The 17,289-nt window shown below is 65.8% G+C and carries 14 protein-coding genes and 2 pseudogenes; 13 read left to right on the top strand and 3 right to left on the bottom strand.

The window, feature by feature from the left end; translation table 11 throughout:
* Nucleotides 1-4 precede the first annotated feature (4 nt).
* Nucleotides 5-889, top strand: a complete 885-nt coding sequence (locus ACP15I_RS12290) for an isocitrate lyase/PEP mutase family protein (protein WP_424975308.1) — start codon at nucleotides 5-7, stop codon at nucleotides 887-889.
* Between the two features lie 18 nt (nucleotides 890-907).
* Here the strand turns inward: ACP15I_RS12290 and ACP15I_RS12295 are convergent, their stop codons facing one another.
* Together ACP15I_RS12295 and ACP15I_RS12300 are read right to left on the bottom strand one after the other, a co-directional pair.
* Complete coding sequence (locus tag ACP15I_RS12295) at nucleotides 908-1,762, bottom strand: glycosyltransferase (protein WP_424975309.1); 855 nt, start codon at nucleotides 1,760-1,762, stop codon at nucleotides 908-910.
* Nucleotides 1,759-2,718 (bottom strand): UDP-glucuronic acid decarboxylase family protein, encoded by a 960-nt coding sequence (locus ACP15I_RS12300; protein ID WP_424975310.1) that lies wholly within the window; start codon nucleotides 2,716-2,718, stop codon nucleotides 1,759-1,761. The genes ACP15I_RS12295 and ACP15I_RS12300 overlap by 4 nt, the downstream gene beginning before the upstream one ends.
* Before the next feature lie 663 nt (nucleotides 2,719-3,381).
* On the opposite strand from ACP15I_RS12300, the gene ACP15I_RS12305 reads away from it, so the two are divergent.
* The 3 genes from ACP15I_RS12305 to ACP15I_RS12315 are packed head-to-tail and all read left to right on the top strand — an operon-like array spanning nucleotide 3,382 to nucleotide 7,296.
* Entirely contained in the window at nucleotides 3,382-4,566 is a 1,185-nt protein-coding gene (locus ACP15I_RS12305; RefSeq protein ID WP_424975311.1) for a hypothetical protein, read from the top strand.
* Complete coding sequence (locus tag ACP15I_RS12310; protein WP_424975312.1) at nucleotides 4,553-6,202, top strand: hypothetical protein; 1,650 nt, start codon at nucleotides 4,553-4,555, stop codon at nucleotides 6,200-6,202. Before ACP15I_RS12305 ends, ACP15I_RS12310 begins: the two co-directional genes overlap by 14 nt.
* Nucleotides 6,199-7,296: a prenyltransferase/squalene oxidase repeat-containing protein gene (locus ACP15I_RS12315; RefSeq protein ID WP_424975313.1), complete on the top strand. Its 1,098-nt coding sequence runs from the start codon at nucleotides 6,199-6,201 to the stop codon at nucleotides 7,294-7,296. The genes ACP15I_RS12310 and ACP15I_RS12315 overlap by 4 nt, the downstream gene beginning before the upstream one ends.
* A gap of 56 nt (nucleotides 7,297-7,352) precedes the next feature.
* Here the strand turns inward: ACP15I_RS12315 and ACP15I_RS12320 are convergent, their stop codons facing one another.
* On the bottom strand, nucleotides 7,353-7,919 hold the full coding sequence (locus tag ACP15I_RS12320) for a hemerythrin domain-containing protein (protein WP_424975314.1): 567 nt from the start codon (nucleotides 7,917-7,919) through the stop codon (nucleotides 7,353-7,355).
* 197 nt (nucleotides 7,920-8,116) lie between these two features.
* On the opposite strand from ACP15I_RS12320, the gene fahA reads away from it, so the two are divergent.
* From fahA to ACP15I_RS12365, 9 genes and pseudogenes are all read left to right on the top strand, one after another.
* The gene (gene fahA, locus ACP15I_RS12325) at nucleotides 8,117-9,358 is read left to right on the top strand and encodes a fumarylacetoacetase (RefSeq protein WP_424975315.1); all 1,242 of its coding nucleotides are present in this window, start codon (nucleotides 8,117-8,119) and stop codon (nucleotides 9,356-9,358) included.
* A gap of 157 nt (nucleotides 9,359-9,515) precedes the next feature.
* Nucleotides 9,516-9,790 (top strand): annotated as a pseudogene (locus ACP15I_RS12330) (response regulator transcription factor); the annotation flags it as partial.
* Between the two features lie 66 nt (nucleotides 9,791-9,856).
* Nucleotides 9,857-10,174: a winged helix-turn-helix domain-containing protein gene (locus tag ACP15I_RS12335; RefSeq protein ID WP_424975429.1), complete on the top strand. Its 318-nt coding sequence runs from the start codon at nucleotides 9,857-9,859 to the stop codon at nucleotides 10,172-10,174.
* The gene (locus ACP15I_RS12340) at nucleotides 10,168-10,659 is read left to right on the top strand and encodes a sensor histidine kinase N-terminal domain-containing protein (RefSeq protein ID WP_424975316.1); all 492 of its coding nucleotides are present in this window, start codon (nucleotides 10,168-10,170) and stop codon (nucleotides 10,657-10,659) included. The genes ACP15I_RS12335 and ACP15I_RS12340 overlap by 7 nt, the downstream gene beginning before the upstream one ends.
* A gap of 18 nt (nucleotides 10,660-10,677) precedes the next feature.
* The gene (locus ACP15I_RS12345) at nucleotides 10,678-11,565 is read left to right on the top strand and encodes a sensor histidine kinase (RefSeq protein ID WP_424975317.1); all 888 of its coding nucleotides are present in this window, start codon (nucleotides 10,678-10,680) and stop codon (nucleotides 11,563-11,565) included.
* A 184-nt stretch (nucleotides 11,566-11,749) separates the two neighbouring features.
* Nucleotides 11,750-12,784, top strand: coding sequence for a tricarboxylate transporter (locus ACP15I_RS12350; RefSeq protein WP_424975430.1), 1,035 nt, complete (start codon nucleotides 11,750-11,752; stop codon nucleotides 12,782-12,784).
* 70 nt (nucleotides 12,785-12,854) lie between these two features.
* Nucleotides 12,855-14,885 carry a tripartite tricarboxylate transporter permease gene (locus tag ACP15I_RS12355; RefSeq protein WP_424975318.1) on the top strand — a complete coding sequence of 677 codons (2,031 nt, stop codon included), beginning with the start codon at nucleotides 12,855-12,857 and terminating at the stop codon, nucleotides 14,883-14,885.
* Nucleotides 14,882-15,976: pseudogene (locus ACP15I_RS12360) on the top strand (4-oxalomesaconate tautomerase). Before ACP15I_RS12355 ends, ACP15I_RS12360 begins: the two are co-directional and overlap by 4 nt.
* A gap of 3 nt (nucleotides 15,977-15,979) precedes the next feature.
* A complete protein-coding gene (locus ACP15I_RS12365) occupies nucleotides 15,980-16,810 on the top strand; it encodes a universal stress protein (protein ID WP_424975319.1) in 831 nt (276 codons plus the stop codon).
* Nucleotides 16,811-17,289: the final 479 nt, after the last annotated feature.

The following is a 17,289-nucleotide window of genomic DNA, read 5'->3' on the forward strand; positions in this document are numbered from 1 at the left end:
CCCGATGACGACCCCCGCCCAGACCTTGCGAAGCCTGCTGGCGCAGGACCGCTGCCATGTAATGCCCTGCTGTTACGACGCGCTCTCGGCCAAGCTGATCGCGCAGGAAGGGTATGACCTGACCTTCATGTCGGGCTTTGCCGCCTCGGCCAGCCGGATCGGCGCGCCGGATCTGGGGCTGATGAGCTATGGCGAGGTGGTGGATCAGGCGCGCAATATCACCGATGCGATCTCGATCCCGCTCATTGGGGATGGCGATACGGGCTATGGCAACGCGATGAATGTGCGCCGCACGGTTGCGGGCTTTGCCAAGGCGGGTTGCGCGGCGGTGATGATCGAGGATCAGCTTGCGCCCAAACGCTGCGGCCATACGCCGGGCAAGGCGGTGGTCGGGCGCGACGAGGCCTTTGACCGGATCCGGGCGGCGGTGGATGAGCGCGAGGCCCTGCGTGCGGCGGGCGGTGACATCCTGATCCTTGCACGTACCGATGCGCGCCACGAACACGGGCTGGCCGAGGCCATCGACCGGGCGGGCAGGTTCGCCGAGCTCGGTGCCGATATCCTCTTTGTCGAGGCGCCGCGCAGCGCGGCGGAGATGCGCGAGGTCTGTCGCAACCTGCCGGGCCCCAAGATGGCGAATATAGTCGAGGGCGGGGACACGCCGGACCTGTCGAATGCCGAGCTGCACGAGATCGGCTATGCCATTGCCGCCTATCCCCTGTCCCTGATGGCGGCGGCGATGCAGGCCATGGTCACGACGCTGAAATCCATGCGCTCCGATGCGCGGCCGGACCTGATGGATTTCGTCGAACTGCGCGACCGGATCGGGTTTGACGCCTATTACGACGCCTCCGAGCGCTATGCCTCGGCCCGGCGCGACAAGGGCTAGGCGCTGGGGGCGGGCGGCTCAGGCGGTGGGACGCCCCCGCCGCCAGACCACGGCGCTATCCTTGCGTTTCAGCCGCGCCCAGAGTGCTGTCGAGACAAAGACCGTCACATAGGCGATCCCGTCCAGCGGATGGGCCAGCAGCGTGCGCAGCGAGGCGCGCAGATCATTGCGCGCCCCGTCATTGACCAGCAGCTCGGGATAGAGACCCGCGAACTCGCGATTGCCCTCATTCCAGCGCAGGCGCACCCTGATCAGGTTGCCCAGACCGTCCGGCACGGGCCAGACATAGGGGGCGGGGACCTTGCGACGCTCTTCGGGGGCGAATTGCAGGCGCACGAAGCGGTCATCGGAATGGATCAGCGGAAAGCTTCCCCAGCGGCTGCGCGCGGCGGCCGTGACACCGTAGAGCCCCATGCCGGGCACGCCGTCGCGCACGAAGGGCATGGCGAGCATGAAGCGGCCATAGGCCCGGCTGACCCAGCTCCGGGCCGGGGCGACCTGGATCGTGGCACTGCAATAGATCTCCTCGTCGCTCAGAAGCAGGGGGAGGAGCTGCGCGAGGACCTCGGGCGCGAGCGTGACATCGGCATCCACGTAGAGCCGCGGCGCAAACTGCGCCCGCGCATCGGCCGTGTTGAGCGCGCCCGCCTTGCCGGGCTCGGGAAGGTCGATGACCCCAAGGGAGAAGCCGGCCGCCTCGAGCGCCGCGCGGGCCTCTTCGGCCACGGCGCAAGTCCGGTCCTTGCAGGCATTGGCCACCACCAGAATTTCGATCCGGTGATCCTCCGCGAGGTCCGTCTGGGCGGCGAGCGAGCTCAGGAGCGCCCCGAGCACGAGTTCCTCGTTATGGCAGGGGATGATGAGCGAGATCATCCGGCCGTTCCTTGTGCGGCGCGGGCAGCGAGCCGGGCGCGGATGTCGTCCAGCGTATGCCGCAATCCGTCTGCGAGCGGGACGGACGGCGCCCAGTTGAGCTCCGCCTTGGCGCGCGTGATATCCGGGCAGCGCCGCCTCGGATCGTCGGTCGCCGCTGGACCGGACACGACCGGACTGTCCGAGCCGGTCAGAGCTTTGATCTGCTCGGCCAGCGCGCGCACGGTGATCTCACCGGGATTGCCGATATTGTAGGGTCCGGTCTGGGTGTCGTCGCTGTCCATTAGCGCCAGCATGCCCGCGATCGTATCGCTGACATAGCAGAAACTGCGCGTCTGGCTCCCGTCGCCATGGAGCTGAAGCGGCGCATCGCGCAGGGCAGCCGCCAGGAAATTGGTGACGACCCGGCCATCCTCGATGTCCATGGCCGGGCCATAGGTGTTGAACAGGCGCATGATCTTGACGCGCACCCCGTGGCGTCGGTGATAGTCGAAACACAAGGTCTCGGCCGCGCGCTTGCCCTCGTTGTAGCAGGCCCGCGGACTGAGCGGATCGATCTGACCAACATAGCTCTCGGGCTGCGGGTGGCAGTCTGGGTCGCCGTAGATCTCCGAGGTGGAGGCCTGGATCATCACCGCACCGCAAGTCTGCGCCACGCGCAGCGCGTGATCCGCGCCCAGCACATTTGTGCGCAATGTGTGGACCGGGTCGATCTGATATTTCGGGGGGGAGGCCGCCGATGCCATGTTGAAAATGACGTCCACTTCCGCCTCGTAGGGCAGCGAGACATCCCATTTGCGGAAGGAAAACCCCTTGTGCTCGAGCAGATCATGGAGCGTTTCCATGCGCCCGGTCAGCAGGTTGTCCATCGCGAGAACCTGATGGCCCCGCCCCAGCAGGGCACGACATAAATGGCTGCCCAAAAATCCCGCACCACCGGTCACCAACACACGCATCTACTCAACAATACCTTTGGAATGATTTGATCGTTACGCAATTCTCCATTGCCCTTTCAGTATATTCACAGGCCCCGGAGGCTGGCTATAGCCGGGCAGATGTTTATTCGGGTCTTTAGGGATCATTAAGGCTTTTTCCCACTTCGTTTAATTCGGGGACTTGCGGGATATAGCGCTGTAGTTAAATGGTTTTGTTCCGGACAGGCTCGGGAAAACCCCATGGCAGGATTGAGAAAATGCCGCAGGTGCCACATTTATGCGCGTGTGCGGCAAGCCGGGCGAACGACAGCGCTCTGAAGGCGTCGCGAGCTCGGGACGCGGCCGCGCGCAGGGCGCCGTATTGTTCTGTGTTTCGGGACAATGCCAGAGACATTCGAGCCTGATGAGGTTGTCTCAAACGCTTAGACCACCCAGTGCAGACGGGCGTTCCGGGCAGCCGCAGATGGCCGGAGAAGGGGGGGCAGGCCCGGCGCGCATGTCCCAAAGGGCAGGGCCCGGCACTGGGTGCAGATTGGCGAAGATGCGCCGATGGGGCCGGGCCGATCCTTGTCGGATTAGGGCCAACATGGTATAAATCCAATTATTGTTTCTATTTGCTGAACGCTGTGTGTTTGTCACGGTGCCTTATTTGATCGGCGATTTGAGGTTTGAATGTTTATTGGAATGTCCACGGAGTTTGGGCAAATAAGTGCCTGTGTCGCGGCCGCAAAAGACCGTCTCTCCCATCGTGCTGATGCACTCCTTCTGCGGGACCCGCCCATTGACCGGGATGTCCCCGAGAACTCGGATCTCGATTTTCTGGCAATCGGCGCTGCGGAAGACTTTCTGCCCGAGCGGCTGACGCTGCCGGGGGAACGCCGCATCGATGTGATGTGGGTGCCGCAACGCGATCTGCAGGACCTTCCGGCGCTGGCGGTGCGGGGCCTGATCCCGCACCGGATCCTGAGCTCGCGGCTCGTGCATGACCGGGACGGAACCTGCGCCCCGGCCCTTGCAGAGCTCGGCAGGTTGTTCGAGACCCCGGAGCTGCGCGCCCGGCGGGTCGCGGGGCTGCTGGAGATGGGCTTCGCCACGGTGCGCGAGATCGGGGTGAGCTGGGACAGCCCGGCGGTGGCCTTGTTCTGGTTGCACATGGCCCACTCGGCCTGTCTCGCGGCGCTGGCGGATGGGCTCGGCATGCTCTGTCCGAATGTCTATACGCGGCCCACCGAGACACTCCGCCGGGTCGATGTTGTGCTGGGGCGCGACGAACGCGCGGGCATTGGCCGGGCGTTGCGGCTTGAGGGCGATCTCGAGGGGATGATCGCGCGCCTGCGGCGCTTCCACGGTCAGCTTCATGCCCGTTTCCCCGAACCCGACTGGCCCGAGGCGATGCGACAGATGACCCGATGGGAGTACCGCTATTTCGCGGCCCCCGACGAGCTCGACTGGCGCATCGCCATCGCGCGCGAACTCGCCGCCGGGGGCGACCTGATGGGGGCGATGTTTTACCTGCGGTTTCACGCATATGCGTTGACCCGTTTGCCGCTGGTGGCGGCGCGGGCCGAGGCGGGCGGTGACGAGAACTTCCTGCGGCCCTCCGAACGGGTCGGTCCGGAATTCGCGCGGCTCTGCCCGGATCTGGCCGAGGACATGGCCCTGCTCCTTGCCGGGCCGGATGTCGGGCGGCCCGAGCTCGATGCCGCGCTGGATCATCTGCAGGGGTTTCGCGCCCGCACCCTTGGCGCGCTCGCCGCGCGCGGCCTGCGCCTGCCGGAGCTGCCCCCATGGGCGCCCTTCGTGGCACCCCCATCCCCCCACAACACGCCCAAGAATTACAAGGAGGAGACACATAATGCCCATTCTTGATTTGGTCTGCGACCGCTGTCGCCAGGAGATCGAGACCCTGATCGGTTCGGATCCACGGCAGTCAGAGGTCATCACCGGGGACTTCCCGGTCCATGAATGCTGCTTCATCCGCGACGAGATCCGCTTTCTGAACAACGGGCGGCTGATCTTCGAACCCCAGAAGCGCGACGATAACGAAGGGGATTACTGCCGGGATTACACGGTCGTGTGCCGTCGGCTGGTCGTGGTGGGGGGCGGGGCGCCGATCACCCTCAACCCTTGCGGCCCCGAGGATCCGGGCAACCAGTACACCAACAAGAATGTCATCACATGGCGGCAGCGCCTGATCGTGAATGACCAGCCCATTCCCAACCCTCTCAAGGCGCCGGACGGCCAGGATTTCGGCAATTGGCAGGATCAGGGTCAGGGCAATAGCGGCGTCACCGGCGGCGCGGGCACCAACGGCAATCCTGGGAACAAAGGGGACAATGGCCGGTTCGCGCCGAATTTCGCGCTGATCGCGCTGGAGGTCGTGTTCGAGGGGCTGGACGGTCACCTGATCATCGACTTTGACGGACAGGTCGGCGGCCGCGGCCAGCGCGGCCAGAATGGCGGCAAGGGCGGCAAGGGCATGAATGGCCGACAGGGCCAGTCCGACAACAGCTGGCCCGGCGAGGGCTGCGACCGGCAGCCCGGCCATGGCGGCGACGGTGGCAGCGGCGGCGATGGCGGCAAGGGCGGTCAGGGCGGCGATGGCGGAAATGCGGGCAACATCACCATCGCCTCCGGCGCGGATGTGATCGCCTCGGGCATCTTCGTCGGCGGCAAGTTCACCTATGTGAATGACGGCGGCAACGAGGGCAGCGGGGGTCTGGGGGGCTTTGGCGGCCTGCCGGGTGGCGGCGGTCAGGCGGGGTTCAAGACCAACCAATGCGACGCGGCCTCCAATGGCGAGACGGGCAATCCCGGCTTCCCGCCCTCGGGTCTCGGCGCTGGCTCGAATGCCAATGAAGGCGGGATCGGCGCGGCAGGGGCGGCGGGCTCGCTAACCTTCGAGACGCTGGTCGATCCGGGTTGTCTCGATGGGCTGGCACTGAAGCCGGTGGTCAACATGGTCGAGCCCACCGTGCTCTGCCGGGGTTTTGCAAGCCCGGCGAACAATGTCTCGGTCAGCCTGTTTGGCCAGAACCTGGCTCAGGTGACGGCGGTAAGCACCACGCTCGGCGGGGTCAGCATCTCGATCCAGCCGACGAGCACGGATACGGAGCTCAAGCTTTCGGTGGATATTCTCGGCACCTCGGATCTCGGGCCGGGCGATCTGATCCTGTCGCGGCCACTCGCCTCGGACGAGGTCTTTGGCAACGCCATCGAGGTGCGCCGTTTCGAGGTCACCGCCGTCACACCGAATTCGGTGGCCCGGGGGGAAAGCGGGGTGCTGAACATCGACGGCAGCTGCTTTGACCCAAGTGCGGCCATCCTGCAGGTCAATGTCTCGGGCATCGGGGTATCGACCAACTCGGTGGTGATCCTGAACGACACCCAGATCCAGGCGAATTTCGACGTGGGCAATGCCGCGCCGACCGGGCAGCGGGATGTGACCGTGGTCAACGGCACCACGTCCCACACGCTCGTCAACGCGCTGACCGTGACCGGGTGAGCCTGCGCGCGGCCCTCGGCCCGGCGATTGACCGGGCCGGGGCGTTTCTCGAGGCCGAAGGGGCGGCGGGGTTTCCCGAGGCGCATCACCGCATGAGGTTCCCGCGCTGGGCCGGGGTCGGGGGCGGGTCTGTGGAGCATGTGGCCGAAGTCTTTGCCCCGGCGGTGATCGCCGATCTGCTGGTTGACGCGGCGGATCTCTGCGAGGGGGAGGCGGCGGTGCGCTGGCGCGCGGTGGCCCGGAGGCAGGCAGACCGGGTGGCCCAGGCGCGGCTGAGCGACCGGCCCGGCGGCTGGAGCTATTTCCCGGACCTGCCAGACCTGCCACCGGACCTCGACAGCCTCGGGGCGGCGATCCGCCTCTTTGCCCGGGCCGCGCCGGAGCACCTGCCTCTGGTCGGGGACCCGATCAGAATAGCGCTTGCGGGGACCGAGGCGAACGGGCTGCCGCGCACCTGGATCATCGCCCCTGACGCGCCGCTCAAGGCGCGCAAGCGGATGAGGCGTGGAGTGCGCTGGCATTGGGGCGATACGGTGGATCCGGAGGTTTGCGCGCGGTTCTTTCTCGGCCTGCATGCGATGGATGCGGCGCGCTTCGCGCCCGAGATTGCCCGCGGGGCCGCAGCCATAGCCGCGGCGCAAGCGCCCGGCGGGCTTTGGCCGGCCACGTGGTATGCCGGACCGGTCTATGGCACCGCGCTGTGTGCCGAGTTGATGGTGGCCACGGGCCATACCCGCGCCGCAGAGGCAGGGTGCGCAGCCCTCGCGAAGGCCGTGCATCCGGCGGGCGGTTGGGGGATGTGGGAGGCGGTCCCGCTGGATACCGCCATGGCACTGGCCCTGTTGGCGGACGGTTTGCCGCCAGAGGCCGTGACCCGCGCGGTCGAGCTGTTGCTGAGCTATCAGAACCCCGATGGTAGCTGGCCCGGCACCCAGTGGATCCAGATGGAGGTTGGGCGCGCCCTGGGTCGGGTCCGGCGCCGGATCACATGGCAAAGTGATACGGTCACGACTGCCTTTGCATTGCGGGCTCTGCTGGCCGTATCGCGTCGGATCGACCCCGATATGACAACCGAGAAGGCCGAGACGGCCTGAACGGCAATGGCCCGCCCGAAGGGTGTCCGGGTGGGCCCTGTGCTGTGGCTGCGGGCTTAGCCGCGCAGGCGGTGGTGCAGGATGATCGGCACGGCCAGATCCTCCTCATCGCCGAGATGGCGCTGCAGAAAGGCCTCGATCACGGCGCTGGTGCCCTGCACCTGCGCGACCTCCTCGCGGGCTTGCGGCGGGTCGAGATGGCTCAGTTGCAGGACCCGGTTGGCATGTCGGGTAAACTCCGCCAGCACCTTGTCGAGATCCACATGATCCTGTTCCAGCACTGCGAGCCCGGCATCAAACCGGGGATCAGCCGCCGAGAGCTCGGGGAAGTAGCTGCGATCTTCCCAGCCGTGATGACCATGCAGATTGCCCACGAGCGCACCGCCATACTGCATGAGCCGCTCGGCATGGGTCTCGGGGGACAGGTCGCGGTCGAGACAGGCCTCGGCATCCAGCCGGACCCGTTCGGCCAGCTGGCGGAACATCTGATGCGCCCCCAGCCAGTGGCGGGTTTTCTCTGCAAAGCCGGGATGGGCCGCCCAGCTGTCGCGCGGGTATTGGTCCAGCAGGACCCGCATCTCGTCGGGCATATCGGTTTTGCGCATGTCATAAGTGTCGAGCATCGGTCTACTCCTTTCCCCACAGACGTGGGGACGTGTGCCGGGCCCGGTTAGAGGGGGCGTGGCAAGGCCGCTATGCGTCTGGTGACGTAGCGGCAGCCGCATCCGCGCGAGATCCACGCCCCCATTGCAACAGCCCGGCGCAGGGGGGATGCTCGGCCCGGGGGCAGACCCCGCGGGACAGGAGAGGGGGCCATGTCATGAGCGAGCTACGCCGGAGCTGGGTCGAGAGCGCGAATAGCGCGGCGACGCCCTTTCCGTTGAACAATCTGCCCTACGGGGTCTTCTCGACCGGACCCACGCCGCCGCGCTGCGGGGTGGCCATCGGCGACCGGATCCTGGATCTCGCCGGGTTGGAGGCTGCGGGGGCGCTGGCCTTTGGCGGCGTGTTCGCGGAGGCAAGCTGGAACCGGTTCATGGCGCGGGGACAGGCCGACTGGGCGCGGTTGCGCGCCGCGCTGACCGCAGCCCTGGCCGAGGGATCGGACCAGCGCGCGGCGCTTGCCCCCCATCTGGTCCCCATGGACACCGCCAAGCTGCATTTGCCCTTCGAGGTGCGCGAATACACGGATTTCTATGCCAGCCGGCACCATGCCACCAATGTCGGCACTATGTTTCGCGGCGCCGACAAGGCCTTGCCGCCGAACTGGCTGCATATTCCTATCGGCTATAACGGTCGGGCCTCCTCCGTGGTGGTCTCGGGCACGGATGTGATCCGGCCCCATGGTCAGATCAAGGGGCCGGACGATGTGCTGCCGCGCTTTGCGCCCTCGGCCCGGTTCGATCTGGAGCTGGAGCTGGGCGCGATTGTCGGTCAGCCTTCATCGGGACCCCTCAGCGTGGCCGAGGGGTTTGCGGCGATCTTTGGCTACGTCTTGCTGAATGATTGGTCGGCGCGGGATATTCAGGCTTGGGAATACCAGCCGCTCGGCCCGTTTCAGGGCAAGGCAACCGCGACCACGATCAGCCCCTGGATCGTCACCGTCGCCGCGCTCGCACCGTTTCGCGTCGCAGCCCCGCCGCGCGAGGTGCCGCTCTTGCCCTATCTCGAAGAGCCGGGGCCGATGCTCTACGACATCGCGCTGGAGGTCGGTCTGACACCCGAGGACGGCGTCGAAACGATCCTCGCACGGACCAATGCGCGCGAGCTTTACTATTCCGCCGCACAGCAATTGGCCCATCATGCGAGCTCGGGCTGTCCCATGCGGGTCGGGGACCTTCTGGGATCGGGCACGATCTCTGGGGCGGGACCGGAGGCGCGGGGATCGCTGCTTGAGATGAGCTGGGGCGGGGCGGAGCCGATCACCTTGGCCGATGGCCAATGCCGGCGCTTTCTCGAGGATGGTGATACGCTGACCCTGCGGGGGGCGGCCCGGGGCGCGGGCTATCAGATCGGATTCGGCCCCTGTCGCGGGCGCGTCCTGCCCGCGCGCGCGCTCTGACGACCACGTCCCCTTGCACCCGCGCGCCATGGCCAAAGCGTCTGCGTTTCATCTGGCCCGTCCGCGTGGGGCGCTGCGGGGTTGCGAGACCTGAAAGGATTATGAAAGCGAAAGGCTCTATCCTGTGAGAGAGGGGTGCTCTGGGGGAGGCCACGGCATGCTGATCGCGGTCGTCGAAGACAATGAAGGGCTGGCGCAGGCGATTGCCGATGTTCTCACCGATGGCGGGCACGGGGTGGACGTGATCCATAACGGGCACGATGCGGACCAGTTCCTGAGCCGCGAGGATGTCAATCTGGTGATCCTTGATCTCGGTCTGCCGGGCATTGCCGGGCTCGAGGTTCTGACCCGCATGCGCGCGCGGGGGATTCCACGCCGGTGATCATCCTGACGGCCCAGAGCGATACGAAGGACGCGATTGCCGGGCTGAATGCCGGGGCCGACGACTATATCGGCAAGCCGGTCGAGATCGCCGAGCTGGTCGCGCGAGTGGCGGCGATGTTGCGCCGGAGTGTGAAATTCACCGAGACCGAGCGCTTTGGCGCCATCGATTTCGAGCGCGAGAGCCGCTCGCTCAGCGTGGCGGGCACGCCTCTGGATCTGCCGCGCAAGGAGCTTGCCGTGTTCGAATGCCTCGCCAACAGCAAGGGCCGCCTCGTGTCCAAGGAGGCGCTGTTGAGCTTCGTCTATGGCTCGGGCGCGGATGTCAGCGCCTCGGCGATCGAGGTCTATGTCTCGCGCCTGCGCAGCCGGATCGGACCCCATGGGGTCTCGATCAAGGCCGCGCGTGGCATCGGATACCGACTGGAGTGCTGACGCCGCGCAACTCTGTGCGCTCGCTCAAGCTGCGCCTGCTGATCCGGATCGTGCTGCCGCTCTCTGCGGTTGCGCTGGCGCTGGGCGGGTGGCGGACCTGGTATGTGTTCGAGACCGCCAAGGAAATCTTCGACCGCAACCTGACGGCCGTGTCCCTGGCTGTGGCGCGGGATCTGGCCTCCTCCGGGGTGGAGCTTCTGTCACAGGAGACGCTGCTTTTGCTGACCAATGCCAGCGGCGGCAAGATATTCTATCATGTCCACGGCCCGGACGGCGCCTATGTGGCGGGGTTTGGCTATCCGCCCCGCAGCGCGGTCACCCCGCTCTCGGGGGCGACGGCGCCGGAGCTGTTCGACTCGACCCATCTCGGGCGGCCCGTGCGCGCGGTTGCCCTCGGGCAGCTGGTCAATTCCGCCGGGCTGGAGGGGATCGCCACGATCACCGTCTGGCAGGAGCAGGCCGTCCGTCAGCAATTCGCGATCTGACAGGCGGTCTCCTCGGCGGTGATCATCGTGCTGCTGGTGGGGGCGGTGATCGCCTTTGTCTGGTTCGGGGTCAGTTCCGGGCTCGCCCCGCTCAACCAGATGCGCAGCGCAGTGGGCCGACGCAATCCGCAGGAGTTGCGCCCGATTGCCCAGGCCGTCCCGGAGGAGGTGCAGCCCCTCGTGGGTACGCTCAATGATCTGTTTCAGGAGGTGCAGAACTCCATCGATGCGCGGGACCGGTTCATCAGCAACGCCGCCCATCAGCTGCGCAATCCCATCGCTGCGGTGCAGGCCTTGGCGGAATCCGCGCTCAACGCGAAGACCACCGACGAGATGACCCGCCGCGTCGGCAAGACCCTGACGGAGGCGCGCCATACCTCGCAACTGGCCGAGCAGCTTTTGATGCTCGAACGGTTGCGTCATTCCCCCGAAAGCTTCAAGCGCGAGCCCTTCGATGCGGCGGACAGCCTTCTCTACGTGGCGCAGCGGTTCAGCGACCGGGCATTGGACCGCAATGTGGAGTTCGGGTTCGACCAGGATGACCAGCCCGCCCCGCTCGTGGGGGATCCGGAGCTTTTTGGCGAGGCCATCGAGAACCTTCTGGACAATGCGCTGGCCCATGCGGGTCCCGGGCTGCGCGGGATTGCCCTGATCCTTGGCAGTGCCGAGGGCGAGGCGCGGATCACCGTGCGCGATGATGGCCGCGGGATCCCGGAGGCCGATCGCGAGATCATCTTCGAGCGGTTCACCCAGCTCGATTTCGGCCGGGGCAGTGGGCTCGGACTTGCCATCGCGCGCGAGATCCTGCGCGCCCATGGCGGCGAGATCCGCGCCACCGGGGGGTTGAGCGACACCGGGGCCGGGTTCGCCATCACTCTGCCCCTGCGCAATTCGCCCGGAAGCTGAACCGGCAACAAGTTCGTTCCATGAAAAGTTGATGAAAGGAACTTGGTGTAAGCTCGCCATGCGCGGGCTCCGAGCACTGCGACAGATTTACGAACAAGCGGCAAAAGCCGTGACCTGGGAGGATAACATGAATTCAATCGCGAAAGCGGTGCGCCTTTTTGCGGCCGCCTCTTGTGTGACCGGAATGACCGCGGCCAGCGCGCTGGCAGAGGTCGATTTATCCGGCAAGACAGTGGAATGGGTGATCCCCTTTTCCGAAACGGGCGGCTCCGCCAAATGGGCGAATTTCTTTGCGCCACTTTTGTCCGAGGCCCTGCCGGGCGCGCCGACCGTGGTGGTGAAATTCATGCCGGGTGCGGGGTCGACCAAGGGGGCGAACTGGTTCCAGCGCGAAGAGCACGAGGATGGCACGCTGCTGTTCGGGACATCCGGCTCGACCCAGTTCCCCTATCTGCTGGGGGACCCGCGGGTGCGCTATGAATATGGCGACTGGCATGCTGTGATGGCCTCGGGCACGGGCGGCGTGGCCTATCTGAACGCCGAGGCCGGCGCGATGTTCGATGGCTCGGCCAACAAGCTCAAGGAGATCGATTTCGTCTATGGCAGCCAGGGCGCGACACGCCTTGATCTGGTGCCGCTGCTGGCCTGGCAGATGCTGGGCATGACCGTGGAGCCGGTCTTTGGCATCAAGGGGCGCGGCGACGGGCGGCTGATGTTCGAGCGGGGCGAGGCCAATATCGATTACCAGACCTCGTCGGGCTATCTCTCGGGATCGGCGCCACTGGTCGAGGATGGCAGCGCCGTGCCGATGATGTCCTGGGGCGCACTGGATGCCGAGGGCAATATCGTCCGCGATCCGACCTTCCCGGATCTCCCGACCTTCAAGGAGGTCTGCGAAGCGACGGAGGGCTGCGAGACCTCGGGGGATTCCTGGGATGCGTGGAAAGCCTTCTTCATTGCCGGGTTCCCGGTGCAGAAGCTCGCCTTCCTGCCCGCGGGCACGCCCCAGGAGGTGATCGACACCTACACCGCCGCCTTCGAGGCGGTCACCGAGCGCGCCGATTTCGCCGAGATTTCGACCAAGCGCGTGGGCAAGTACCCGGTCTTTGTCGGGGGCGGGGCCCAGGATGCACTGGCCACCGCCACGGGTGTCCCGGACAGCGCGAAGACCTTTGTGACCAACTGGTTGCAAGAGGAATACGGCGTCCGCCTCAAGTAACCCTTTGAAAATCCTTATGCCCGGCGCACGCGCGCCGGGTTCGTTCCTTGAGCTCTAGGGGAGGGGCAGGATGGAGACGTTGAGTATCGCGTTGCCGGCATTGAGCGAGGCCATCGGACTGATCTCGCAACCGATTGTGCTCGGCTACCTCGTTCTGGGGGTGGTGATGGGGCTGTCCATCGGGGTCTTTCCGGGGCTTGGCGGGATTGCCGGGCTGTCGCTGCTGCTGCCGTTCATGTTCGGGATGGACCCGGTTCTGGGCCTTGCGCTGATGATCGGAATGGTGGCCGTCGTGCCCACTTCGGATACATTTGCCTCGGTCCTGATGGGGATCCCGGGCTCGTCGGCCTCGCAAGCGACAGTGCTGGACGGCTTTCCCATGGCCAAGAAGGGCGAGGCGGCGCGGGCGCTCTCGGCGGCCTTCGCCTCGTCACTCTTTGGCGGGCTTGTGGGCGCGACCTTTCTGACGGTCTTCATCCTGATTGCGCGGCCACTGGTGCTGGCTTTTGGCCTGCCCGAGATGCTGATGGTGACCATTCTGGGTCTGTCCATGGTGGCGATCCTCGCCGGGCGGGTGGTCTGGAAAGGGCTTGCGGCGGCCGGGCTGGGCCTGATGGTGGGCACCATCGGCGAGGCAGATGCGGGCGGCAGCCTGCGCATGGCCACCTATGACCTGCCCTATCTGACGGACGGGCTGAAGCTGGTCATCGTCGGTCTCGGCATCTTCGCGGTACCCGAGATCGTCTCGCTCCTGCGGCAGGACAGCTCGATTTCGAAAAGCGCCACCTTGGGCAGCGGCTGGATGGAGGGCGTGCGCGACTGGTTCAGGAATATCTGGCTCAGCATGCGGTGTTCGATCATCGGGGTGATGGTCGGTGTGATCCCCGGCCTGGGCGGATCCGTGGTCGACTGGATCTCTTATGGCCACGCGGTGCAGACCACCAAGGACAAGAGCCAGTTCGGCAAGGGCGAGATCCGGGGGATTGTCGGTCCGGAAAGCTCCAACAACGCCAAGGAGGGCGGGGGCCTCGTGCCGACGCTCCTCTTCGGGATCCCGGGATCGGGCTCCATGGCGATCTTCATTGGGGCCATCGCCCTGCTCGGTTCGGGCGATATCGAGGTCGGCCCGGCCATGCTCAAGAACAATCTCGACATCACCTATTCCATCGTCTGGCTGCTGGCGCTGGCTAATGTGGTGGGGACGGTCCTGTGCATCGCCTCTTCGGGGATGATCGCCAGGCTGACCACGATCCGTTTCACCCTCGTGGCACCGTTCCTCTTCATGCTGATTGCCTTTGCGGCCTTCCAGTCGGGGCAGAACCTCGCGGATCTGGTGGCGCTCTTCGTGATCGGGCTGATCGGGATCTTCCTGCGCCGGTTCGACTGGTCGCGCCCGGCCTTCCTGATCGGCTTCGTGCTGTCCAACCCGGCCGAGACCTTCACCAACCAGGCCTACCAAATCGCCGCCAGCCGCTTCCGCAAGAGCTTTGAGGAGGGCATCGACTACATCTTTAGCCCGATCGTCATCGTGCTGCTGATCGTGACCGTGCTCTCGGTGTTTTTCGGTCTGCGTCAGGCCAAGATGCTGCAGGCGGAGGGTGATGTGAAATCGGGCTCCAAGCGGGCGCCGGTCACCTTTCTGCTGGTCGTGACCGCCTATCTGGCCGTGGCCGTAATCAACGCGTCGTTCATTCCGAACTACGCCTTTACCGACAAGGTCTTTCCGCTCTTTGTCGGGTCGGTCGCGCTGGTCTGCTGCCTGATCCTGGTGTTCCAGATGATGATGAAGCCCGAGGCCGATGTGATCTTTGCGGACAAGGAAGCGCAGGGCGAGGATGCGGATGCGCCCCATGGCCTCTGGTCGACGCTGGCATGGTTCGCGGGGTTGCTCGCGCTCTCGGCGCTCTTTGGGTTCATCATCGCGCTGGCGCTGTTCCTGGTCTCGTTCTTTCGGGTGCGGGCGCAGGTGTCCTGGACCAAGGCGGTCTTGCTGGCGGCGTGCGGGATCGGGTTCATGCTGGTCATGGCCGGCGCGCTGAACCGCGACTTCCCGCCGGGACTGTTGCAGAGCCTCGTCGATCTGCCCTGGCCGCTGACATGACACAGACGGGAATCCCTTTCGTCTTCATGCGCGGCGGCACGTCGCGCGGGCCTTATTTCCGGCGCGAGGATTTGCCCGAGGATCGTGAGACCCTCGCGCAGGTGCTGGTCAGTGCCTTGGGGTCGGGACATGCGCTCAACATCGACGGGATCGGCGGGGGGACCGCCGTGACCACCAAGGTGGCGATGCTGTCGAAATCCAAGGATAACTGGGCGGATATCGACTACTTCTTCGCGCAGGTCTCGGTCGAGGATCAGCTGGTGGACTTCAAGCCGACCTGCGGGAACATCCTCTCGGGCGTCGGGCCGGCGGCCATCGAGATGGGGCTCTTGGAGCCGGACACGGATGTCACGCGGATCCGGATCAACGCGGTCAATACCGGTGCCCGGATCGAGGCGCGGATCCAGACCCCCGAGGGCCGGCTGACCTATGCGGGCGAGACCGAGATTGCCGGGGTGCCGGGGCAGGCCGCGCCGATCGAGCTGACCTTCATGGGGGTTGTGGGGGCCGCCACGGGGGCCTTCCTGCCTACGGGGCAGCTGCGTGACCGGATCGACGGGATCGAGGTGACCTGCATGGATGTGGCCGTGCCCATGGTTCTCGCCCGGGCGGAGGATTTCGGGCTCAGCGGCTATGAGAGCTGCCAAGAGCTCGACGACCACACCGCGTTCTTCGCCCGGATGGAGGCGATCCGGATCGCGGCTGGGGCCCGCATGGGGATGGGTGATGTTTCCAGCTCGGTGACGCCGAAATTCGGCCTGCTGGCACCGCCCTCCGGGTCCGGATCCATCGCCGCGCGCTATTTCATGCCATAAAAGACCCACCCGACCATGGCCGTCACGGGCGCGCAATGTCTGGCCTCTTGCGCGCTGACACCCGGCACCATCGCCGACGGCATGATGGCCCCGCCAGAGACCAGTCCGGCGCAGCTTGTCCTTGAGCATCCCTCGGGCACGATTGACGTGCTGGTGGAATTCTCTGCCGAGGACGGCTTTGACCTGCAGGCGGCTGGGCTTGTGCGCACGGCCCGCAAACTCGCGGAGGGCCATGTCTATGTCCCCGCCGCGATCTGGCCCGGATTTGGGAGTTGAACCATGAGCCTCAGGAACATCCTCGCCGCCTTCAACGGCACCGAAAGCGCCGTCTCGGCGATGCAATATGCCGCGGGAATGGCGCGCGGCCACGGGGCCCATGTGACGGCGCTTTTGGCCTATGCCACCCATGACGCCCTCAACAGCCATGCGGCCTGGGCGCCCCGCGAGGCCACCCGCATCATCGCCGATGCCAGCGCCGAGTTCCTCGACGGGATCGAGGCGCAGTTCGAGGCGCAGTTCGAGGCGCTGCGCCCGAGCCTCGAGCTGGGTGACAGGCTGCAGTTTCGCAGGGTGCCGGGCAGGGTCGATACGGTGCTGTCGGACTGCGCGCAGGTTCACGATGTGCTGGTCGTCGGACAGGATCAATCCGCCGAGACGGACAGCCATGTGTCGATCCATAATGACCGCATCGCGCTGATGAGCGGACGACCGGTGCTCGTCATCCCCAAGGGCTGCGTCGAGCGGCAATCGGGCCACTCGGTGCTCGCCTGGGATGGTGGCCGCGCGGCGGCACGGGCCATGGCCGATGCGCTCGACATGCTGACGGGGCAAACGCGCATCGACGTGCTCACGGTGGGAAACCCGAGCCTCGCGCGCCCGATCGATGAGGTCCTGCAGCATCTGACGCGCCACGGGATCGAGGCCAGCCACGCAGAGCGCGCCGTGGAAAAGAGCATCGCTGAGACGATCCTCAAGTACTGCCGGAAGCATAAGCCGGGGACCCTTGTGATGGGTGCCTACGAGCATTCGAAGTTCCGCGAGGATTTCTTTGGCGGTGTGACCGCACGGATCCTTGTGGACGCGCCGATCCCCATCCTGCTCTCGCACTAGCGGGAGGGGCCGAGGTGCCCGAGTGCACGGGCCCCGCCCCTAAATAGCCGCAACGCCGCGTCTCCTATGCCCGCCCCAACCGATGATGATCTTTCGCCTCGGTCGGCCTTCGCAGCCGAGGGCAGGCGCGTCGCCGTTGCGGACGGATCCCGGGGCCCGTCCGGAATGTTGCCGCCGCGAGGCGCCGCACAGGACCAAACAGACCCGCACCCGGAGCTTTTTCTTTGGGCTGGTTCAGCTGAGCCAAAGCAACTAGGTCCGGCGCGCGTCCTTCGCTTGATCCAGCGTTTCTGCATGCGCCAAGTTAAAGTCAAAAGAACCTCTGTTCTTGCGAGGTTAAGGCTGACCCCATCATACTCCTCGCGATGAACACGGTTGCGAGTATCACAGTGTCAAACCTCTTGCGTCGATCTGTGTCGATCGATCTCGAGGTGACCCCGGAGGAGGCGCAAATCTTTGCGCTTGCGGCGGTCGCGTTT

The sequence above is a fragment of the Dinoroseobacter sp. S124A genome (genome assembly GCF_049801015.1).
In the GTDB taxonomy this organism is placed as follows: Bacteria; Pseudomonadota; Alphaproteobacteria; order Rhodobacterales; family Rhodobacteraceae; genus Dinoroseobacter.

Coding starts and splice junctions, on each gene's coding strand:
- ACP15I_RS12290 (WP_424975308.1), top strand. CDS start 5: ATGACGACCCCCGCCCAGACCTTGCGAAGCCTGCTGGCGCAGGACCGC.
- ACP15I_RS12295 (WP_424975309.1), bottom strand. CDS start 1,762: ATGATCTCGCTCATCATCCCCTGCCATAACGAGGAACTCGTGCTCGGG.
- ACP15I_RS12300 (WP_424975310.1), bottom strand. CDS start 2,718: ATGCGTGTGTTGGTGACCGGTGGTGCGGGATTTTTGGGCAGCCATTTA.
- ACP15I_RS12305 (WP_424975311.1), top strand. CDS start 3,382: ATGTCCACGGAGTTTGGGCAAATAAGTGCCTGTGTCGCGGCCGCAAAA.
- ACP15I_RS12310 (WP_424975312.1), top strand. CDS start 4,553: ATGCCCATTCTTGATTTGGTCTGCGACCGCTGTCGCCAGGAGATCGAG.
- ACP15I_RS12320 (WP_424975314.1), bottom strand. CDS start 7,919: ATGCTCGACACTTATGACATGCGCAAAACCGATATGCCCGACGAGATG.
- fahA (WP_424975315.1), top strand. CDS start 8,117: ATGAGCGAGCTACGCCGGAGCTGGGTCGAGAGCGCGAATAGCGCGGCG.
- ACP15I_RS12335 (WP_424975429.1), top strand. CDS start 9,857: ATGTTGCGCCGGAGTGTGAAATTCACCGAGACCGAGCGCTTTGGCGCC.
- ACP15I_RS12350 (WP_424975430.1), top strand. CDS start 11,750: ATGACCGCGGCCAGCGCGCTGGCAGAGGTCGATTTATCCGGCAAGACA.
- ACP15I_RS12355 (WP_424975318.1), top strand. CDS start 12,855: ATGGAGACGTTGAGTATCGCGTTGCCGGCATTGAGCGAGGCCATCGGA.
- ACP15I_RS12365 (WP_424975319.1), top strand. CDS start 15,980: ATGAGCCTCAGGAACATCCTCGCCGCCTTCAACGGCACCGAAAGCGCC.